The 19,265-nt window shown below is 48.6% G+C and carries 17 protein-coding genes and 1 tRNA gene; 9 read left to right on the top strand and 9 right to left on the bottom strand.

The window, feature by feature from the left end:
- Positions 1-91 precede the first annotated feature (91 nt).
- From nrdG to D081_RS02555, 4 genes are all read right to left on the bottom strand, one after another.
- Entirely contained in the window at positions 92-589 is a 498-nt protein-coding gene (gene nrdG / locus D081_RS02570; protein ID WP_085022569.1) for an anaerobic ribonucleoside-triphosphate reductase activating protein, read from the bottom strand.
- Positions 576-860, bottom strand: a complete 285-nt coding sequence (gene nrdD / locus D081_RS02565) for an anaerobic ribonucleoside-triphosphate reductase (protein WP_027396792.1) — start codon at positions 858-860, stop codon at positions 576-578. The genes nrdG and nrdD overlap by 14 nt, the downstream gene beginning before the upstream one ends.
- A gap of 48 nt (positions 861-908) precedes the next feature.
- Positions 909-3,185 (bottom strand): anaerobic ribonucleoside triphosphate reductase, encoded by a 2,277-nt coding sequence (locus tag D081_RS02560; RefSeq protein ID WP_085022568.1) that lies wholly within the window; start codon positions 3,183-3,185, stop codon positions 909-911.
- A 275-nt stretch (positions 3,186-3,460) separates the two neighbouring features.
- The gene (locus tag D081_RS02555; RefSeq protein WP_085022567.1) at positions 3,461-4,636 is read right to left on the bottom strand and encodes a phosphopentomutase; all 1,176 of its coding nucleotides are present in this window, start codon (positions 4,634-4,636) and stop codon (positions 3,461-3,463) included.
- Between the two features lie 204 nt (positions 4,637-4,840).
- Between D081_RS02555 and D081_RS02550 the strand changes: the two genes are divergently transcribed.
- Positions 4,841-5,977 (top strand): mechanosensitive ion channel family protein, encoded by a 1,137-nt coding sequence (locus D081_RS02550; RefSeq protein ID WP_085022566.1) that lies wholly within the window; start codon positions 4,841-4,843, stop codon positions 5,975-5,977.
- A gap of 115 nt (positions 5,978-6,092) precedes the next feature.
- Here the strand turns inward: D081_RS02550 and D081_RS02545 are convergent, their stop codons facing one another.
- From D081_RS02545 to D081_RS02535, 3 genes are all read right to left on the bottom strand, one after another.
- On the bottom strand, positions 6,093-6,389 hold the full coding sequence (locus D081_RS02545; protein ID WP_085022565.1) for a hypothetical protein: 297 nt from the start codon (positions 6,387-6,389) through the stop codon (positions 6,093-6,095).
- Between the two features lie 253 nt (positions 6,390-6,642).
- A tRNA-Gly gene (locus D081_RS02540) sits at positions 6,643-6,716 on the bottom strand.
- 43 nt (positions 6,717-6,759) lie between these two features.
- The gene (locus D081_RS02535) at positions 6,760-9,447 is read right to left on the bottom strand and encodes a cell division FtsA domain-containing protein (RefSeq protein WP_085022564.1); all 2,688 of its coding nucleotides are present in this window, start codon (positions 9,445-9,447) and stop codon (positions 6,760-6,762) included.
- A 292-nt stretch (positions 9,448-9,739) separates the two neighbouring features.
- Here D081_RS02535 and D081_RS02530 point away from each other — a divergent pair, with 292 nt between their 5' ends.
- The 3 genes from D081_RS02530 (at position 9,740) to D081_RS02520 (ending at position 12,486) form a co-directional block, all read left to right on the top strand.
- Complete coding sequence (locus tag D081_RS02530) at positions 9,740-11,047, top strand: DAK2 domain-containing protein (protein WP_085022563.1); 1,308 nt, start codon at positions 9,740-9,742, stop codon at positions 11,045-11,047.
- A gap of 436 nt (positions 11,048-11,483) precedes the next feature.
- Positions 11,484-12,092: a hypothetical protein gene (locus D081_RS02525; RefSeq protein ID WP_085022562.1), complete on the top strand. Its 609-nt coding sequence runs from the start codon at positions 11,484-11,486 to the stop codon at positions 12,090-12,092.
- 73 nt (positions 12,093-12,165) lie between these two features.
- A complete protein-coding gene (locus D081_RS02520) occupies positions 12,166-12,486 on the top strand; it encodes a hypothetical protein (RefSeq protein WP_085022561.1) in 321 nt (106 codons plus the stop codon).
- A gap of 151 nt (positions 12,487-12,637) precedes the next feature.
- On the opposite strand, the gene deoC is transcribed toward D081_RS02520, so the two are convergent.
- Entirely contained in the window at positions 12,638-13,303 is a 666-nt protein-coding gene (deoC, locus tag D081_RS02515) for a deoxyribose-phosphate aldolase (RefSeq protein WP_085022560.1), read from the bottom strand.
- Between the two features lie 116 nt (positions 13,304-13,419).
- On the opposite strand from deoC, the gene nagA reads away from it, so the two are divergent.
- The 4 genes from nagA (at position 13,420) to D081_RS02495 (ending at position 17,702) form a co-directional block, all read left to right on the top strand.
- Positions 13,420-14,583, top strand: coding sequence for an N-acetylglucosamine-6-phosphate deacetylase (gene nagA, locus D081_RS02510; protein WP_085022559.1), 1,164 nt, complete (start codon positions 13,420-13,422; stop codon positions 14,581-14,583).
- A 69-nt stretch (positions 14,584-14,652) separates the two neighbouring features.
- A complete protein-coding gene (locus D081_RS02505) occupies positions 14,653-15,531 on the top strand; it encodes a LysR family transcriptional regulator (protein WP_085022558.1) in 879 nt (292 codons plus the stop codon).
- Between the two features lie 34 nt (positions 15,532-15,565).
- Positions 15,566-16,264, top strand: coding sequence for a response regulator transcription factor (locus tag D081_RS02500; RefSeq protein WP_085022557.1), 699 nt, complete (start codon positions 15,566-15,568; stop codon positions 16,262-16,264).
- The gene (locus D081_RS02495) at positions 16,248-17,702 is read left to right on the top strand and encodes a cell wall metabolism sensor histidine kinase WalK (protein ID WP_085022556.1); all 1,455 of its coding nucleotides are present in this window, start codon (positions 16,248-16,250) and stop codon (positions 17,700-17,702) included. Before D081_RS02500 ends, D081_RS02495 begins: the two co-directional genes overlap by 17 nt.
- A gap of 73 nt (positions 17,703-17,775) precedes the next feature.
- On the opposite strand, the gene D081_RS02490 is transcribed toward D081_RS02495, so the two are convergent.
- On the bottom strand, positions 17,776-18,120 hold the full coding sequence (locus D081_RS02490; RefSeq protein WP_085022555.1) for a cupin domain-containing protein: 345 nt from the start codon (positions 18,118-18,120) through the stop codon (positions 17,776-17,778).
- 370 nt (positions 18,121-18,490) lie between these two features.
- Here D081_RS02490 and D081_RS02485 point away from each other — a divergent pair, with 370 nt between their 5' ends.
- Complete coding sequence (locus tag D081_RS02485; protein WP_085022554.1) at positions 18,491-19,249, top strand: YdcF family protein; 759 nt, start codon at positions 18,491-18,493, stop codon at positions 19,247-19,249.
- The last annotated feature ends 16 nt before the right edge of the window (positions 19,250-19,265 follow it).

Here is a 19,265-nt window from a genome sequence, read left to right as displayed (position 1 = left end):
GAAAAAATGGGTGTCAACGCAGGAAACAAAAAGTTGCCAAGAAAAAGTGGCAAAAGAAAAAGGGGAGAAAATCTCCCCGTAACATACGTCATTACACCTCATATAAAACGACTTCGTTTCTTTTCAGTGTTTCCTGTACATCAATAACCCGCTGATTACTGCTGCCCCGGAAGCTGAGGGATATATCCCGCTTCCATTCCTGATAGGGGCCGTCCACCAGAACATCCAGCTCCTTCAGCAGCTCCACCTGCTGTTGGGTTCCCCTTAAGAGCTGTTCTATGGTGTAGCCGGTATAGCACCACACATCCAGGCCATGCTGATGAATCTTTCGTGCCAAATCAGTCAATGGCACCGGCTGGCAGAAGGGCTCGCCACCACTGAAGGTGACACCCTGCAGCAACGGATTATCCAGAATAGTCCCCAGTATATCATCAGTATCTTCCTCATGACCTCCGTCAAAATCATGGGTCTGGGGATTGTGGCAGCCAATGCAGTTATGGGGGCAACCCTGGGTGAAGATGGTAAAACGGTAACCTTCACCGTCTACAACTGAATCATTGACCGTACCCGCTAGCTTAATTAAGGCCATGCTTTACGCGGTCATGCTCCTCGGAACGCTTGGCGTTGTTCCAGCGGTCAATAGTGCCCACCAGATAACCAGTGATGCGACGGATACGCTCGAACTTGGCTGGCTGTAACACGTAATCCAGGGCCACGGAGCCATCCTCTGCCGGGGAAATGGTGAGGCTGCTGAGATCCTCATCGTTTTCCTCCTCCAGCATGTCGATGTAGCTCATGATTTCCTGCTCGCTGACATCATTCAGTCCCTTTACGGTTACATCAATTCCATTTACTACCATTTTTTTGCACTTTCCTTTCATATATAAATTCACCTAAATTAATTTTGTTCAATCATTGCAAAACTGCGGTGGACGGCGTACAATACGGCGTTTCTTGTGGGCAGCCTCGCTGCGGCCGCACTGTGGGCATACGTCATAAATAATACCGTTGTAGCCGCATACAGGGTCCCGGTCCACAGGGTGGTTTACGGAACCGTAGCCGATGCCATTATCGTGCATGCAGCGCACAATGGCTTCAAAGGCCTTCAAATTCTTGGAAGGGTCCCCATCCATTTCCACGTAGCTGATATGACCCGCATTGGTCAGGGCGTGGTATGGTCCCTCCAGCTCCAGCTTCTTTGCGGCGGCTATCTTGTGATAAACCGGTACGTGGAAGCTGTTGGTGTAATAATCCTTGTCAGTAACTCCAGGGATTTCACCGTATTCCTTGCGGTCCAGGCGGACAAAGCGTCCACTGAGGCCCTCTGCAGGAGTGGCCAGCAGGGTGAAGTTCAGGCCGGTCTGCTGGGATTTTTCATCCATGCGCTTGCGCATGTGTCCCACGATTTCCAGACCCAGCTGCTGAGCCTCATCGGATTCACCGTGATGCTTGCCCATGAGGGCAATAAGGGTTTCGGCCAGGCCGATAAAGCCCATGGACAGGGTACCGTGCTTCAGAACCTCGGCCACGCTGTCATCGATTTTCAGCTTTTCACTGTCAATCCATACACCCTGTCCCATAAGGAACGGATAGTTGCGGACGGTCTTGCTGCACTGAATCTTGAAGCGGTGCAGCAGCTGGCGGAATACCAGCTCAATGATGCTGTCCAGCTCATTGAAGAATATCTTTTTATTGCCCTTGGCCTTGAGGGCCAGACGAGGCAGGTTAATACTGGTAAAGCTGAGATTGCCGCGGCCGCAGGTTACCTGGCGGTTCTTGTCGTGAACATTGCCCATAACCCTGGTACGGCAGCCCATGTAGGCCACCTCGGTGTCGTAATCCCCTTCCTTGTAGAATTGGAGATTAAACGGTGCATCCAGGAAGCTGAAATTAGGGAACAGCCTCTTGGCGGAGGTGCGTATAGCCTGCTGGAACAAATCAAAGTTAGGATCATGCTTGTTGTAGTTGATTCCTTCCTTAACCTTGAAAATCTGAACCGGGAAGATTGGTGTCTCGCCGTTTCCAAGGCCGGCAGTAGTGGCCTTCAGCAGGTTGCGGATAACCATGCGGGCCTCAGGAGAGGTATCAGTTCCATAATTGATGGAGCTGAATGGCACCTGGGCACCGGCACGGGAATTCATTGTATTAAGGTTATGGATAAATGCCTCCATAGCCTGATAGGTGGCATCCTCAGTGGCATCCACCGCAGTAGCCACAGCGTAATTGTGGGCACGCTCTGTCTGATTTGGTGAAATGGCCTGATAATTGTGGCTCTGCTGATGGTTTGGCAGGAAGTCCACCAGACGGTGCATGTATTCATCGGTGTTTCCCAGACGAATATCCATAGGGATACAACGCTGGATTTCCTTGGCCAGCAGCTTGGCATCATTGGCATTCATGCTGAGAACAGCAATAAAAAAGGCACTCAATGCCCGGAAATACTCCTTGGCAAAGGTCTTGGCCACACCCGGTGCCATGGCATAATCAAAGTTTGGAATGGACTGTCCACCGTGCATTTCATTTTGATTGGCCTGAATGGCAATACAGCCCAGAGCTGCATAGGAGCGGATGCCGTTTGGCTCACGCAGATAACCGTGACCGGTGGAAAAACCATCCTTGAATAACTTAATGAGGTCAATCTGACAGCAGGTCTCGGTCAGCATATAGAAGTCCTTGTCGTGGATATGAATGTCGCCGTCAATGTGGGCAGCGGCAATATCCTTCGGCAGGATATAATTATCAATGTAGTACTTTGACCCCTCGGAACCATATTTCAGCATGGTTCCCATAGCCGTGTCCGCATCGATATTGGCATTCTCCCGCTTAATATCTGCGTCGGCTGATTTCTTAAAGGTAAGCTCGTTGTAGATATCCATCAGGTTCCCCTGAGCCTCACGAATCTTGGTGTGCTCTGCCCGATAGATAATGTAGGCCTTGGCGGTGCTGGCAAAGTTATTGCTTATAAGCACCTTTTCCACGGCGTCCTGGATAAATTCCACGGAAGGAATATCCTTGACGGAAATGGCCTCTGTTACTTCATTGGTAAGACGCTCCAGCTCCTTGGCTGAAAAGGTATCATCAATGGATTCCATATTGGCCTTGCGGATAGCATCCGTTATCTTCTGTGGAATAAATGGGACAATGTCCCCATTGCGTTTTCGTATATTCTGTATATTACTTGCCATGTAAACTTACCTGTCCCCCCTCTATAATCTACTAACGATTTTACTATATATAGTATTTAGTGTCAAACTTCAACACTATATGTTGTGGTTTACCTTATCCACAAGGTTATATGTGGATATGTGAGTAAAATGCATAAATATACAGAAAATGAAAGAAGGTGGTCAGTAACAGACCACCTTCTTATTGTATATACAACTCATGCATATTAAAAATTGGGGATAAGTGGGTAAGTATAAAACTTTACCATATTAAAAAGGTATAATTCGGCAACCAATTATTCCTTGACTTCCTCCCAGAAGCTCTTACCCTTGGTAGCGTAAGGAATACGCATAATCTTGGAAATGGTGGCCGCTATATCCGCAAAGCTGTGGCGGGTGCCCAGGTCGATTCCTTTTTTTACGCCTTCGCCGCATACCAGCATTGGCACGTATTCCCTGGTATGGTCCGTGCCGGCAGCCAGTGGGTCGCAGCCATGGTCCGCGGTGATGATAAGCACGTCACCCCGCTTCATCTTAGGCAGGAATTCACCAAGCTGCTCATCAAAGCGGGTCAGGGCAGCAGCATAGCCGTCCACATCACGGCGGTGGCCGTATTTCATGTCAAAGTCCACCAGATTTACAAAGCACAGTCCATAATAATCCTTGCCCAGCTCTGCAATGGCCTTTTCCATGCCATCCTCGTTGCTGGTGATGGCCGTATGGCGGCTGATTCCCCGGCCGGCAAATATGTCATTGATCTTTCCGATGCTGACAACGGAGTTGCCGGCCACCTTCATGAGGTCAAGAATGGTATCCCCCGGTGGCTCCATGGAATAATCATGACGTCTAGGAGTACGCTCAAAGTTAGGGAACTCGCCGATAAACGGGCGGGCAATAATGCGGCCCACGGAATGCTCACCGGTCATGATTTTGCGGGCCTGCCTGCAGTATTCATACAGCTGGTCCACTGGTACTACATCCTCATGGGCGGCAATCTGCAGCACACTGTCTGCCGAGGTGTAGACAATGAGGGCCCCGGTGTCCATATGCTCCTGGCCATAGTCGTGAATGACCTGGGTGCCGGAATATGGCTTGTTGCAGATAACCTTGCGGCCAAAGGCATCCTCCAGCTGCTTGATGATTTCCGGCGGGAAGCCATCAGGATAGGTCGGCAGTGGCGTATCAGAAACCAGGCCGGCAATTTCCCAATGGCCGATGGTGGTATCCTTGCCCTTGGAGGCCTCCTGCAGACGGGCAAAGGAAGCCCCGGGCTCAGCCTCCTTGTCAGCTGACTCTACGCCTTCAATATTAAAGAGGCCTAACTTTTTTAGGTTGGGAATGTTCAGCTTGTCTGAGGTCAGGACACTTTTCAGGGTATTGACGGTTTCTGCATCCCCAAATTCCCCGGCATCCGGCTCGGCACCAATGCCAAAGCTGTCCAGCACTATGAGAAATATTCGCTTGAATATCATGAGAATTCCTCCATTCATAAAATATTGTTGTCCTATTATAATTCTACAATTTTCCGCCATAACCTGCAATTTTCACCACGCATATCAGAAGGGCAGGGGATATTTTTCTTTTTACAGGAAAATTTCGGATAATTGGGTTATAATTTAAAAGGTAATGTATATAGCATATAAATAACAGATTATGTCCTGATTGGGAGGAAATATATGATTGATTTTACAGCCTTTGATATTCACATGTTTCATGAATATGTGGATACTCTTGATCCAAAACAGATAATGTTGTTGCTCTTGCCTCCGATAATCGGCCTGATTCTGGCCATCGCCGTGGGGGGACTGTGCAACAGATATGTGGGCAGATACATTGAGACTCACCCTACCCTGAAGCAGAACAGCTGGAAGGCTGCCCTTATCCGCGGCATGAAGGGAGCCCCAATGCTTATTGTGGTGTCCCTGTATCTCAGCTTTCTCACAAAGATGATGAGCCTGCCGGCTCCGGTGGAGCATCTGCTGACCTACATTTTCTTCATAATACTGATTATTACAGTGGTGCAGGTCATTGCCCGCACGGCTACAGGGGTTATCAATAACATAATAGTGGCACGGCATGATAATATTTCCGAGACTTCATTGCTTACTGATATGGTGAGCTGGAGCATTTATGTAATAGGTATAATCATTATTTTGGCAGAATGCGGCATTTCCATTACTCCATTTATCACTGCCATGGGTATTGGCGGTATGGCCCTGGCCCTTGGTATGCAGGAGACCATGGCCAGCATTTTTGCCGGCTTTACCATAATTTTCGCACCCCAGATCCGCAACAATGATTTTGTCCGCCTCAGTAACGGTCAGGAGGGCAAAATAAAGGATATTGCCTGGCGGTACACCACCATTGAAAATCTGGACGGCAATACCATTGTGGTACCAAATCAGCAGATAGCCTCGGCTATTCTGACCAACTACAGCATGCCGGCCCAGGATACCCGCATAAAGGTGCCTTGCGGTGTGTCCTATGACAGCGATCTGGACAAGGTGGAGGCCGTGGCCATGGAGGTGGCCCAGCGGGTTCAGGACAGCGTAACCCAGGAGCTGCTGGCAGAAAAGGGCCTGGCAGCCGATGATTTTGTTCCGCCAGCCAAGCCGGCGGTATCCTTCCACACCTTTGGGGACAGTGCCATAGAATTTAATGTTTTCTTAAATTGTAAGGCCTTTACCCATCAGTACCGCATGAAGCATATCTTCATCAAGGAGCTGACCAAGCGGTTCCGTGAGGAAGGCATCGATATTCCGTTCCCAATTGTTACAGTAAAGCATGACAGAGCTGATAACGGGGAAGCATGACATGGCAAAACAGCCAAGATAATTACAGCAAATAAGAAGCAGTAAAATGAAAAGCCGGCAGATTCTCCTTTCTGCCGGCTTTTTTGGTGGTCATTGACAGGTAGCTGTGAAACTGTTACTTTAGCTGTCTCCCCCCATAAATCATGGTGGTGGACTTCAGACTTGGCAGCATTTTCCTCATCTGAGAGCAGAAGCTGTTAAGGTTACCCGAGTTTTGGGGATTCAGGGACAACATATAGTCATAACCGGAGCTGTAATTGCTGTAGCAGTTTTTCACAATGTCATCCTTGAGGAAATATTCCAAAAACATCTTCTCCTCCTGTATATTATCTATGCTGACATACATATGAGCCTTTAAACCTTCATCAATCCGGTTCTGCTCAGCCTCAGCAACAGAATTTTTTCTTCTCATTACAAACCTCTCCCTTAAAAAAATAATGCAGTAGATAAATAAAATAAATTATCTACATCTGTTATTATAGCACCTTAGTCCTACAAAATCATCTAAAGATTGTGGTTTAACTATACTTCTTTAGAATATTTACTATAACAATTGATTAAAACTGATTATAAAAATAATATATATTGATAAACTATATTAAAAAAGATAAACAAAAAAGCTGGGACGAATGCAAATGCATCTGTCTCAGCTTTTAATTTTAATCTGGAGCGGGCGAGGGGAATCGAACCCCCCTCTAAAGCTTGGGAAGCTTCCATTCTACCAATGAACTACGCCCGCGCTCAATTCCCTATTATAACGTAATAGGGAAAATTAATCAAGGTCAGTCATCAAGGAACGGACTCTTTGTGTTATTGCGGGAACTGTTTAATGCGGCACTAAGCCCCGGAATGCTGTTGATTTTATCTGCCAGCCGCTCCCGGTCACGCTTGGCAGCCTCGGTCATTGGCGGGGCTGAGAAGCTGCTCTCCGTAGGGGAAACAGGCATGCCACTGGCATCAAGCTGTGGCTTTGCTGTCTCAGAAGATGCGGCCGAAGCTGCAGTATCATTGCTGCTTCCACTCTGGTGTGGCTGATAATCAGTAAGAATAACCTCCAGAGTATCGCCGTTCTTAATCGGGTCGGTGAAGTTAACCGGCTGCTTGTTTACCATAATGGTAAAGGATTTTCTGGAGGAAGCGGCAGGTGGCTGGAAGCCTACGGCCAGCAGTGCATCACTGATGGTGGTAGTAGCCCGCAGGGACTTCATGTAGCGCACCTCGGCACCGTCATCAATAATGGTTCCGGTGCTGGCAGGATGGCCGTTTACCTCAAGGGAAACAGTGGCTGAAGGAATCTTATGCTCCTGGCCCTCGTAATAGATTACTAGAGTAGCATCCAGCTCGGACACGTTCAGCACGTTGCCCAGCTTAGGCTCCTCAGACTCGATGTATTCGATATAATCCTTTTCATGGACCTCTGTGGAGAGGGTGGCAGGATTATCATTCAGCAATATGGTAGGGGTTACGGTGAACTGGGCTTCCTTGCCGTTCAGGGTGTACTTGATTTTACGGCCCATAGGCGGCAGATTCAGGGAATTCAGTACTTCACCCAGCAGGCGGGTGTCCTTGCTGGTAATAATATCCCCGTCCTTAAGAAGCTGTCCCGGCTCGGCAGCCTGTCCGTTGATGGTGAACTGGGCATCGATGCTGCGCTCCTCACCGTTGATATAAACAGTGTAGGAAGGCGGAATTTCCAGCACATCATTGATGGTTACCTCCGGCTGGGTACCGTCCTCACCCGGAATAATCTCAATGCGGCTGTCCTCCTTGACCACAGTATCCAGTGTGGCCGGACGGCCGTCAATATTCAGCTGTGCCATGGTGCCCATGGTACCAGGAATAAACTTGTTTTCGCCGTTAATGGTGAGCATCACGCCAAGCCCCGGACGGCCATTCATTTTTTTAAGCTGAATGCCGGCATTCAGGAGGGCATCGGATACAGTGAGCTCACGAAAATTAAAGAGGCTGTATTCATCGTTGTTCACGAAAATTCTAAGGAAATGCAGTGAAGTAAGAGCCGCAACCTTTAAGATACCCAATGGGGTAACTGCGTCCGGCAGCTTAAGCTCATCCGGAATTTCCAGAATACCGTCGATCTTCTCCGGATGGCGCACAGCCACACGGCCAGGGGTCAGTCCCAAAACCTCACCAACATAATCTGCAAGATGCGGAGTCAGGGCACCGCCGCCTACAAGAATTACAGCCTGAGGCTGGTCACTGCCGTTAAGCTCCATAATCTGCTTGGAAATGGCCTCCGCCAGACTCTTGATGTTTGGCAGAACAGGCTCCAGAACATCCTTGGCAGTCAGATCGTACTCTGCGCCAAGAATATCCGTAAAATGAACGTCCTTGCCGTTGGCAGCCTCTCTCTTTAATTTTTCGGCTACGTTGAAGTCCAGCAGGAACCGCTGGGAAATGGCCTCTGTAATTTCATCACCGGCCTGTGGCACCATGCCGTAGGCAATAACGGAGCCGTTTTTGGTAATGGCCACGTCGGAGGTGCCGGCGCCAATATCCACCAGCACCAGATTCAGATGGCGCATGGTAGGAGGAATCAGCACGTTAATGGCGGCAATTGGCTCCAGAGTAAGGGCCCGCATATCCAGCTTGGTAGCCTGAAGGGCGGAGTGCATGGAGTCAATAACCTGACGGGGCAGGAAGGTGGCAATAACTGTAGCATTGGCTATACGGCCCCGCTGGCCCACCAGGGTCTTCAGCTGAATGCCGTCCAAATCATATTTTATGGTGCTGTAGCCTACACAATAATACTTGGTTGGATCATCAATGGTCTTGGAAGCAGCCAGCTTGGCCTGGGCTGCCTGTACCCCGGCAAAATCCAGGGCACGTTCCTGCTCTGCCGTGATAATACCATTGACTTCCATATCCGCATCAGCAGTCATGGTATATAATGCACGGCCGGCAGCGGCTACTGCGGCACTTTTCAGTGGACCGGTTCGCTTAACCAGAGCCTTTTTTACATTATCAATAATGGCCGCAACTTGAGGAACATCGTGAATCTGACCGTCCAGCATGGCACGGGTCTTGTGCTCCTGACGCTCGGTGGCCACGATTTTCAGTCCGCTGGCCTCCCTTTCGGCTACGATACCAATAACGCTTCTGGTACCGATATCAAGGGCAAAGATACGTTCCTTGCGCTCTTTTCTTGGCTCAGCAGCTTTCTTTTTGGCTCCCCGCTTTTTGGTAGCCCGGGTTTTGGTTGCTCTTTTTGCCTTTGGAGTTTCTTCTGCCACGTCGGCAGCTTCAGTAACATCTGCTGTTTCCGCAGGTGTATTTACTTCCTCAGCTTTGACAGCTTCCACAGAGACAGCCCTTACAGCCTCGACAGCTTCAGCCGGTGCAGTGCTTTCAGCCACTGATGCCGCTTTTCTGGCAGATGTTCTTCTGGTAGTTCTGGGTTTCAATTCGCTATCCACAGCTTCTTTTTCTTTTTTTGTAACGGATTTTGCCATTATAAAGTCCTCGTTTATTCAAAAATTCAACCTGAAAAAAGGTTTCTAGAGATATTTCTAGAATAACATAGTATAATCCTTTTTGTGAGTTTGAAAAAATACAACTTATTATAATTATAACGCAATTGTTCGAATTTTTCTTCCTAAGAGGAAGAAAAATATTCCGCTCAGCGTTTCCCTTTCAGGACTAGCTTCGCGTCGCAACGAGGTCATAGATATATGAAACCTCGTTATACTTGATTTTGATAAGTGAATAAAGTCACTATGCTGTTATGGAGGCATTAGTTTAAAAATGACAGATACTGTAGATACGGAAAGCACAGGGGAAAAAATCACGGGAAGTGACTATAAGCGCATGGTGCTGGGCGCTTACGGGGAATTTCTCAATGAATTTGAAAATATAAATGCCGTCAAGGAATCCAGTGCCTTTTTCTACTCCGGCAAACCGGGCTCTGATGTGCTCAGAACCATGGGAGCGGCGGTAATTCCGCTGACGGAGGCAGTAAATGAAAGTATTGGCGGCTTGGCCAGACGCGTTGCTGACGCGTCTGTTTTGGGTGCCCGGGGAAATGCGGGAGTTATTGTTTCCCAGATTTTACGGGGCATTGCCAAAGGCCTTATCGGCAAGTACACGGCTACCTCCCAGGAATTTGGCAAGGCCTTCCAGTATGGGATTTTATACGCCCAGAAGGCAGTTCCGGAGGAAAAGAACCGGCCAATAATCGTCGCCTCCAAGGTGGTGGCCAAGGGTGCCCACGATGCAGTGAAATCCGGCAAGCATATCAGCGATATTTTGAAGGCGGCCATAAAGGCCAGCCAGGAGAATAAAGTGGGTCATCTTGACTGCGGTGAGCAGATTCTTCAGGTGTTTCTGGAGGGCTGTCTGAAGGGCCTCCAGGGTGATCTGAATTTGCCGCCGATTGATGTGGGCAAGAAAATGTATGAGGCCCGGGGCATTGTGAGCCCTACCAATGACAAGGCCCGTCCTTACTGTGTCAGCTTTTTGGTGGCCAATCCAAAGCTGTCGGTGCCTCTCATCGAAAAGGAGCTTCAGGAGATTGGCAATTTTGTGGTGGTGGAACGCCGCTTCAAGGCCATATTCATCCATGTTCATTCCGAGCATCCCGGCACTATTCTGGAGCGTGCCGTTGCCTGGGGCCATGTGGGGGAGATTCATATCAATATTATGGCGGAGCCACATGCCATGGCCATGGTGCAGCAGGCCTGCATTATGCCTCAGGCCCTGCTGACAGTGGCTGATGACACCGAATGGGCCCAGAAGCTTCAGGAGGCCGGAGCTACGGTTATTATTGATGGCAGCGATTCCTCCGGTCCGTCAGTGGAGGAAATTGTCAATGCGGCCCACAGTGATATTGCCAACAAATATATACTTCTGACAGATTCGGAGCATCTGCGGCTGGTTATGCATCAGGTGAAGCGCATTATGGGGGACCGGGTCAGCGTGGTGGTGGCCAATAATCATGAGGAGCAGATTTACGCTGTGCGGGCATTTTTCCCGGAGCTTTCCGTGGAGGAAAATGTGGCCCAGATGCGGAAGGCCATTCGCCGTATGTCTGAGGACAGCACCCAGAATAAATAATCATTTTTTACCTTTCACAATACAAGAAAGGAGCTGCTACCGAAGTAACAGCTCCTCGAAAGCGGGGTCCGCATATGCCGTAGTCCAACAGGCTAAACCTGTGTGTTAAAGTGGGTATCCTAAGTAACAGGTTCTGCTATTCGTTCGGAGACGATCCAGCATCTGCTGCACAAAATCAGATTCCCTTATGAAAAAGAGTCGGTTAGACGATGAATGGACGCTACGGTCAAAGAAGATTATCCCTCTTTAGCTGTATAATACCATAGGTTTGGGGGAATAACAAGACTTGACAAAATGGTAAAAAGGTGAGTAAGATTAAAGAATAGTGTGGTAAAATTATAGTTACTATATACAAAGTATTATACAAAAATGCTTCATTCAGATATAAAGGAAAAATACCAAAAGAAGCTGCAATTAGGAAGGAAGATAGACACAGATGAGTAACCAGCAGTTAATGCGTGCTATATTGATTGAACCAGGCAAGGACCCTTCCATTATCAAGCTTCCGGCGGCTCATGGCCCTCACGATGAGGCCATCAAGGACACCCTTGAGGGCAACTACGGTGCCGTGGAGTTCTTTCAGATTCAGCCGGGTATTTCCCTGTTTATTCTGGTAAATGATTTGGCGGCTGCTCTGGGCATGAAGCCAAACCGCCGTTTTCCGGGGGCTGACAGCGACCAGATTATCTGGGGCAAGGCCATTTTTATTGCTGCCTACAATGGTGACGATGAAAGCAAGGAAGGCACTTTGGATATGTCCGAGGAAACCTGCCTCATGTTTATTGAGCAGATTAAGCTGAACTTTCCGATGTGTGATGGCACCGAGGAACCAAGGCCTGAGGATACTCTCTATTACGACGAGGACGAGGAGGGCAATCCGGCTCCATATCGCTGGATTGAGATTTCCAAGCCATCAGGGCTGCCAAAGCCTTTGGAAGCAGGCCGGGTGAATTTCTATCGGATGCCGGCCCAGGAGGTTATGGAGATAAATGACCGCTTCTTCAAGAAGGTGGCAGTATATACTCCTGATTCCAAGCTTAATTAAGACTAGCCAAATTTTACTTTTGTAGTATAATATTTCTAGTATTTTTGAATTCTAATCTTAAAGGAGAAGAAAAATGGAAGATAAGATATATAGTGTGGCTGTCAGCTGCCGTGGCGTAAACGGCTGGGTTGAATATGATACTGAGGCAAAGACCGTAAAGGTATTTTTGGACGATGCCAAGGCAGTAGCCGATGCTGAGAAGTTCCTCAGCGAGAAGCACGTTATTAAGGTACCTCATGAGTCCCTGCTGGATTTCACCGAGGAAACCTTTGATCCTCTGGCAGATGTAAGAAGCTTCCAGACCGTGCTCACCAGACTTTGGGAGAACACTGAGGTTCATGTGGATTGGAGCCGTCCAGTGGAGTACGTTAAGGCTCACCCAACCTTAGATTAAGACAAATGAAAAGACAGGCAGATTGATGTAATCTGTGCCTGTCTTTTTTAGTATGATTATTTGAATAAGGTCTGAAAAGGGGCTGGTGAATTGAACATTGAGTTCTGGAACGGCGTGAAAACCACCAGTCTCTTTTAGAAATTTTTATTACTCAGACCTCTAAATCCATTTTATCCTTCAGTAGTCCAACTGCGGCACTGGCGCCGATGCGCTCACAGCCCTCTGCCAGATACTGCTTCATGTCCTCCAGGGTGCGGATACCGCCGGCAGCCTTCATTTTTACATCAGGACCAATATTGGCAGCAAAGAGCTTTATGTCCTCATGGGTGGCCCCACCGGAACCAAAGCCGGTGGAGGTCTTTATGAAGTCAGCCTTGGCTTCAGTAACACACTTGCAAAGGGCTTTCTTTTCTGCCTCTGTAAGGTAGCAGGCCTCAATAATTACCTTAAGGATATTGTTTCCTACTGCCTGCTTGATGGCGGCAATTTCCTCAGTGATTTTGTCAAAAAAGCCGTTTTTGGCGTCCGTAATATTGATGACCATATCAACTTCTTTTGCACCATCTTTTACGGCTTGCCCAGCAGCAATAATTTTTGCTTCTCTGCTGTCATAGCCCAAAGGAAAGCCGATAACTGTGCAGATATTTATTTTATCTCCAAATTCTTTATGAACCGGTGCCACATAGCTGGCAGGAATGCAAACTGAGGCGGTTTTGCAGGCAATGGCCTCCCGGCACAATTCCTTTATCTGCTCCCAGGTGGCAGTTGGCTTCAGCAAGGTGTGGTCCACATGGGCTAGTATTTCAGAACCCTTCATAATAGAAAATCCTCCTGTATCGTGATATATTTTTAATAGAAAAATGAGACGTATTCAGTTGAATTTTTATACTCCAACTGAATTTGATTATAGCATAAGGAAAATAAGAGGGAAATATGAAAGCAATCGTAAACGGCAGGCTCATTACCCCGGGGCTTGATGGGGCCTTTCGGGTGGAACAGGATAAAGTGGTGGTCTATGAGGACCGGATTACAGAGATAATTGACAAGGAAGAATTTGACCGCAGGGGACGCAATGCCTTTGAGGAGGTTCACTATGCCCAGGGACAGTATGTGGCTCCGGGCTTTATCAACCTTCATATTCATGGCTGTGCCGGCTCAGATACCATGGACTGCCGGGAGACAGGCCTTCGTCAGATGGCTCTTTGTCAGGCAGCAACGGGGGTAACATCCATGCTGCCTACCACTATGACCTATGATATGCCACGGGTTTATGAGGCACTGGATACAGTGCGACAGGCCATGTCCTACCGGGAGGGTGCCAGAATTATTGGTGCCAATATGGAGGGACCCTTTATAAGTGAAAAGCACAAGGGGGCCCAGAAGGCCAGCAATATTCAGAAGGCCGATTTTGATTTAATCAGTGACTACGGGGATATTATCAGGCTCATTACCATTGCTCCTGAGGAGCTGCCGGCGGACAGCGATTTTATAAAAAACTGCCGCGGGGCGGGCATCAGGGTGTCCTTGGGGCATACGGCGGCGGACTATGAGTGCGCCATGGATGCCATCAATCGGGGAGCAACCCATATAACCCATCTTTTTAATGCCATGACAGGACTGCATCACCGCAATCCAGGGGTGGTGGGTGCTGCCCTGGATTCAGATGCGTTTTGCGAGCTGATAGCTGACAATATTCATGTGGCTCCCGGTGCTCAGCGCATCGTAAACAAGGTCAAGGGTAATACCCGAACTGTACTGATTACGGATTCTATGCGGGCCTGTGGCCTGGGGGACGGTGAATCGGAGCTGGGGGGACAGAAGGTATTTGTTTCTGACGGCAAGGCGGTGCTGGAGGATGGTACCATTGCCGGCAGTGTCCTTACCATGGACCGTGCCATATATAATTATGCCAATAATCTTCATGTTCCAGTATGGCAGGTGGTGGAGTGCGCCACCATAACCCCTGCCAGGGGCATAGGCATGGAAGGGGATATGGGTTCCATTGAGGTTGGGAAAATGGCAGATTTTGCAGTTTTTGATGCAAATGTAAATGTAGCTATAACAATTTGTGCAGGAAAAACGATTTATTTGAAATAAATTTGCATAGTTTAATATAAAAGTATATTATATATGTAAATATATGTATATTTCGGAAGGTATGATTCTATGGAAATTAAAGATATGCAGGCGTTTTACGCCATCGTTGAAGAAGGCAATATCAGTCATGCGGCCATTCGCCTCAATGTGGCCCAGCCGGCCCTCAGCCGCCAGATGAAGCGTCTGGAAACCTCTTTGGGAGTAAAGCTATTTGAGCGTGGCAGCCGCCGTATTCGCCTCACTGATGCGGGAATGCTGCTTTATTCCCGGGTCAAGCACATTTTGGGCATGGTGGATGGCACCATGCGGGAGCTTATTGATATAGGCTCCGGTGTGGCCGGCACTATTAAGCTGGGCACCATAACCTCCTCGGGCTCCATGCTGATACCGGAGCTGGTGGAGGATTTTACCAAGAAATATCCGCTGGTGACCTTCCAGGTGTGGGAGGGCGAGGGTGCCCGCATGCTGGAGCTCTTGGACAGCCATATTATTGAAATTGCCATTACCCGTACCCAGGTGGACAATGCCTCCTATGAGTCCATTATTCTGCCTGATGAGCCGTTGGTTCTGGCCATGCACAAGAGCTTCTGCGACGACCCTGACAGTGAATTTATACACATTACAGATTTGAAGGACAAGCCGCTTTTGGTGCCACTGCGCTGGAAAACCGCCTTCATGTCCCATTGCCAGAAGGCCAAGTTTGAGCCAAATATTTTAAGTGTCAGCGACAGCCAGATTCAGAATATGCTGTGGACCCAGCGGGGTATTGGTATCTCCCTGGTTCCGTTGTCTGCCCGCAGCCTTATGCGCTCAGATGATATTGTGTTCAAGCATCTTGAGGAGGCAGAAATCTACACCCATACTGTTGTATCCTGGCTGAAGAGCCGCACTCTTTCCAGCAGCTGTCAGCATTTCATCGAGATGTTCCGCCAGAAGTACGTTAAATGAGACTACTGTAAGTCATGTATAGCGAGGTATAAATATGGCAGAGGGAAAAAAGATTTTTATCGTGGAGGATGAGACCCGCATTGCCCGGTTCCTGCAGATGGAGCTGGAGCATGAGGGCTTTGAAACTGAGACGGAATCAAACGGCAGTCGTGCCTACGAGCGCATAATTCAGGGGGATTTTGACCTGGTGCTTTTGGATGTAATGCTTCCGGATATGGATGGTCTTACAATCTGCAGAAAGGTTCGGGAGCTTTCTGATGTGCCCATTATTATGCTCACTGCCCGGGATGACGTAAATGACAAGGTAGAGGGCCTGGATATCGGTGCCGATGATTACGTTACCAAGCCTTTTGCCATTCCTGAGCTTTTTGCCCGGATGCGGGTGGCCCTGAGAAAGCACACTGCCTCCGAGCATTCCCCTGAGACCTCCAGCGGGGAGGAGCTCAAGCTGAAGAATCTTACCATGAATATTGTCCGCCATGAGGTTATGGTGGATGATGTACTGGTGGAGCTGACCAAAAAGGAATTCGACCTTTTGGAATACCTTATCCGCAACAAGCGCAGCGTGCTCACCCGTGACCAGATTCTTTCCCAGGTCTGGGGGTATGATTACATGGGTGATACCAATGTGGTGGATGTATATATCCGCTACTTGCGCGCCAAGCTGGATGATAAGTTCAACGAGAAATACATTCATACCATGCGGGGGGTAGGCTATGTCGTCAAAGACTAGTCTCTGGAAAAGAATCATCAATTATCCCAAGCAATGGGAGATTTCCACCCGCCTTACCCTGATGTATGCTGCGGTAATAACCATACTGCTGGGGTGCGCCTGTGTGGCCTCGGTGGTGGGTATGTACTACGTAATTTACCATCAGGCGGAAATGGAAATGACCATCAGTGTGGAGATCGCCCTGGATAAAATTCAGGACCCCAATTTTATGACCCAGGCGGCACAAAAGCCCCATGAGGCTACGGAGGAAGTGCTGCTGCCGGGAGTAGTGCTGCGGGTGCTGAATGAGGATGGCAAGGTGGTTTATGATACGGACAAGCATTTTGCCTCTGTGGAGCTGCTGCGGGACAATTTTGTCATGGACAAGATGTTCTGGATGTCTGACAAGTATCAGCTGGTTCGCCTGAAGCATTTTATGATTTACTATCATGAAGTGCCTATGGAATTCAAGGGACGCAATTACACGCTGGTGTTTAGCCGGGTTATTACGGCAGAGCGGCCTATGTTTGCCAAGGTTCAGGAGCGTATCGTTTTGGGTGCGGCCCTGGGTATTTTGCTGGTGGTGCTTATTGTTTATCTGGGAATCAAGCGGGCCTTCCGGCCATTGAGGGACTTTATCGGTACCGCTAAATCCATTGAGGTAAGTGATTTGAGTGCCCGGCTGGAGGTGCCACCAAGCCATGATGAGATGACGGAGCTGGCCACCACCTTTAACCGGATGCTGGACCGCATAGAAGAAGGCTTCAAGGTACAGCAGCGCTTTGTATCCGATGCCTCTCATGAGCTGCGTACTCCGGTGACAGTCATTAAGGGCTATGCGGATATGCTGAGCCGCTGGGGTAGTTCAGATGCTGAAACCCTGGAGGAGGGCATTCAGGCCATAAAGACCGAGGCAGAGGATATGCAGGAGCTTATTGAAAAGCTGCTGTTTTTGGCCCGGGCAGATCAGAACCGCCAGATAGTGAACAAGGTTCCTCTGGAGCTCAGCGAGCTGGTGGAGGACGTCTACAAAAAGCTGAAGGTTACGGATACCAGACATACCATTGAGCTTCTCCGCAACGAGGAAGGCTACATTTTGGGTGACAAGGTCATCATGAAGGAGCTTATCCGTATTTTCCTCGAAAACGGTATTAAATATACCCCTGAGGGGGGCACCATCACCATTGACAGCCACGCCATGCCACGGTATATGTGTCTGGAAATTGCCGATAATGGTATTGGCATTGCACCGGAGGATCAGGAAAAGATTTTCCAGCGGTTCTATCGGGTGGACAGCTCCCGTACCAAGGCTGCAGGGCAGCCGGGGGGCACCGGCCTGGGCCTGTCCATTGCCCAGTGGATTGCCGATAATCACGACATTGGCATTTCCATGGAAAGTGAGCTGGACAAGGGTACCAAGTTTATTTTGATGATTCCTGTTATTGAGGAAGAGGTTTAATAGAACAAAAATAAGCCCGTTCTGCAAAGGTGCAGAGCGGGCTTTTAGCTACGTTATTCAGCTTTTTGTGGAATTACAGGGTCTTGGAAATCAGGGCCATGAATACCAGATCCTTGTCAGAGGAGGCGTTTTCGATGCCGTGGCCTTCCCCGTCAGGGCAGTAGGTGGTGGTGCCTACACCAATGGTCATTTCCTTGCCATTGTCGTTGTAGAGGGCCTCACCCTGCAAAATGTGGTAGGTCTCAGCATTGCCATGATGCTCATGGAAGCCGATGGAGCATCCAGGTGGAATGGTAACCTTGGCGAACATGTCGTTACCACCCAGCTCTTTTTCCCCCAGAAGCTTCTCGATGGTAATGGTACCCTTGCCGCCGGCCTTGTTCTCAGCCTTTACGATGTTGCTTGTTAAAGTCTGCATAATTTCTCTCTCCTTCATTTACTGAAATAATATGATAACCATATTTCTCAAAGTATGATAATATAGTAACATTATAACGCAAATGTTCAATTTTTTCCCTTTTAAAAGGAAAAAAATTCTTTTAAAATATCAGGGCAGGAGACTGCTTGGTTTCACGTCGTCCCAGCACTAAAACTTTTTCTTGCTCTTATATAGTGCTAAAAATCATAACTCGCTTCGCTCTTACAGGACTGGCTTCGCGTCGCTCAAACAAATGATTTTTACCACTATAAGCAAAGAATAGCAATAAAAAGTTTCTTAACGCACTGGGACTCAATGTTCAACCAAGCAGTCCCCTGCCCAATAATAATCCTAAATTATGGAGAAGATTATGATTTATATATTAAAATTTGGTGCCAGCCTGCTGATGCCGCCGGGAATATTTATTGTGCTGTTTCTGGTGATGTCTGTTTGGCTGTGGCGCCGGGAAGAACGAAAAATTGCTTCCATTTTGGGAGGCATTACCATAGTATTTTATCTGCTGTCCACCACATGGTTTTCCAGCCTGCTGATTGGCACCCTGGAAAATGATTATTCCATGCCGGATAAATTTGACGGAGATTGCATCATTATGCTGGGGGGCGGTGCCTTGTCCGGCACCCCGTCATTGGATGGGGAAGGAACTCTTTCCGGGGCGGCAGGCAGCCGCATGGCCCTGGTGGCCCAGATTTACAAAAAGACTGGTCTGCCCGTTATTGTCAGCGGCGGCCAGGTTTATGATGACAGTGGCAACGAGGCCCATATTGCCCAACGAGAGCTTACTTTGTTGGGAGTGCCCGCCAAGGATATCCTTATCGAGGACCAGAGCCTTAATACCCGGCAGAATGCAATTTATTCGGCACAAATTATGGCGGAGCATGGGTGGCACAAGCCTGTTTTGGTTACCTCAGCCTTTCATATGAGCCGTTCAGTGCTTAACTTTGCCAAGGAGGGCATTGATGTAATACCGGCCCCGGCGGATTTTCGTGCCAGCCATCCCCAGAGCTTTAATATTCACAAGCTGCGGCCCAGTGCTGATGCCCTGGCTGATACTACCATATTCCTGCAGGAGAAGCTGCGAAGTATGGTTACCCGTTATCTAAGCTACTAAATCACTAATTCACTAC

The organism is Anaerovibrio sp. JC8 (genome assembly GCF_002100115.1).
Classification (GTDB): Bacteria; Bacillota; Negativicutes; order Selenomonadales; family Selenomonadaceae; genus Anaerovibrio.
The sequence above is the reverse complement of the archived record's forward strand: the minus strand, read 5'-3'. Positions and strand labels throughout refer to the sequence as shown.

What these genes read in the sequence shown, in the direction of transcription:
- nagA (WP_085022559.1), top strand. Translation starts at nt 13,420, where the DNA reads ATGAAAGCAATCGTAAACGGCAGGCTCATTACCCCGGGGCTTGATGGG.
- D081_RS02545 (WP_085022565.1), bottom strand. Translation starts at nt 6,389, where the DNA reads ATGAGAAGAAAAAATTCTGTTGCTGAGGCTGAGCAGAACCGGATTGAT.
- D081_RS02500 (WP_085022557.1), top strand. Translation starts at nt 15,566, where the DNA reads ATGGCAGAGGGAAAAAAGATTTTTATCGTGGAGGATGAGACCCGCATT.
- nrdD (WP_027396792.1), bottom strand. Translation starts at nt 860, where the DNA reads ATGGTAGTAAATGGAATTGATGTAACCGTAAAGGGACTGAATGATGTC.
- D081_RS02485 (WP_085022554.1), top strand. Translation starts at nt 18,491, where the DNA reads ATGATTTATATATTAAAATTTGGTGCCAGCCTGCTGATGCCGCCGGGA.
- nrdG (WP_085022569.1), bottom strand. Translation starts at nt 589, where the DNA reads ATGGCCTTAATTAAGCTAGCGGGTACGGTCAATGATTCAGTTGTAGAC.
- D081_RS02555 (WP_085022567.1), bottom strand. Translation starts at nt 4,636, where the DNA reads ATGATATTCAAGCGAATATTTCTCATAGTGCTGGACAGCTTTGGCATT.
- D081_RS02490 (WP_085022555.1), bottom strand. Translation starts at nt 18,120, where the DNA reads ATGCAGACTTTAACAAGCAACATCGTAAAGGCTGAGAACAAGGCCGGC.
- D081_RS02535 (WP_085022564.1), bottom strand. Translation starts at nt 9,447, where the DNA reads ATGGCAAAATCCGTTACAAAAAAAGAAAAAGAAGCTGTGGATAGCGAA.
- D081_RS02495 (WP_085022556.1), top strand. Translation starts at nt 16,248, where the DNA reads ATGTCGTCAAAGACTAGTCTCTGGAAAAGAATCATCAATTATCCCAAG.
- D081_RS02505 (WP_085022558.1), top strand. Translation starts at nt 14,653, where the DNA reads ATGGAAATTAAAGATATGCAGGCGTTTTACGCCATCGTTGAAGAAGGC.
- D081_RS02525 (WP_085022562.1), top strand. Translation starts at nt 11,484, where the DNA reads ATGAGTAACCAGCAGTTAATGCGTGCTATATTGATTGAACCAGGCAAG.
- D081_RS02560 (WP_085022568.1), bottom strand. Translation starts at nt 3,185, where the DNA reads ATGGCAAGTAATATACAGAATATACGAAAACGCAATGGGGACATTGTC.
- D081_RS02520 (WP_085022561.1), top strand. Translation starts at nt 12,166, where the DNA reads ATGGAAGATAAGATATATAGTGTGGCTGTCAGCTGCCGTGGCGTAAAC.
- D081_RS02530 (WP_085022563.1), top strand. Translation starts at nt 9,740, where the DNA reads ATGACAGATACTGTAGATACGGAAAGCACAGGGGAAAAAATCACGGGA.
- D081_RS02550 (WP_085022566.1), top strand. Translation starts at nt 4,841, where the DNA reads ATGATTGATTTTACAGCCTTTGATATTCACATGTTTCATGAATATGTG.
- deoC (WP_085022560.1), bottom strand. Translation starts at nt 13,303, where the DNA reads ATGAAGGGTTCTGAAATACTAGCCCATGTGGACCACACCTTGCTGAAG.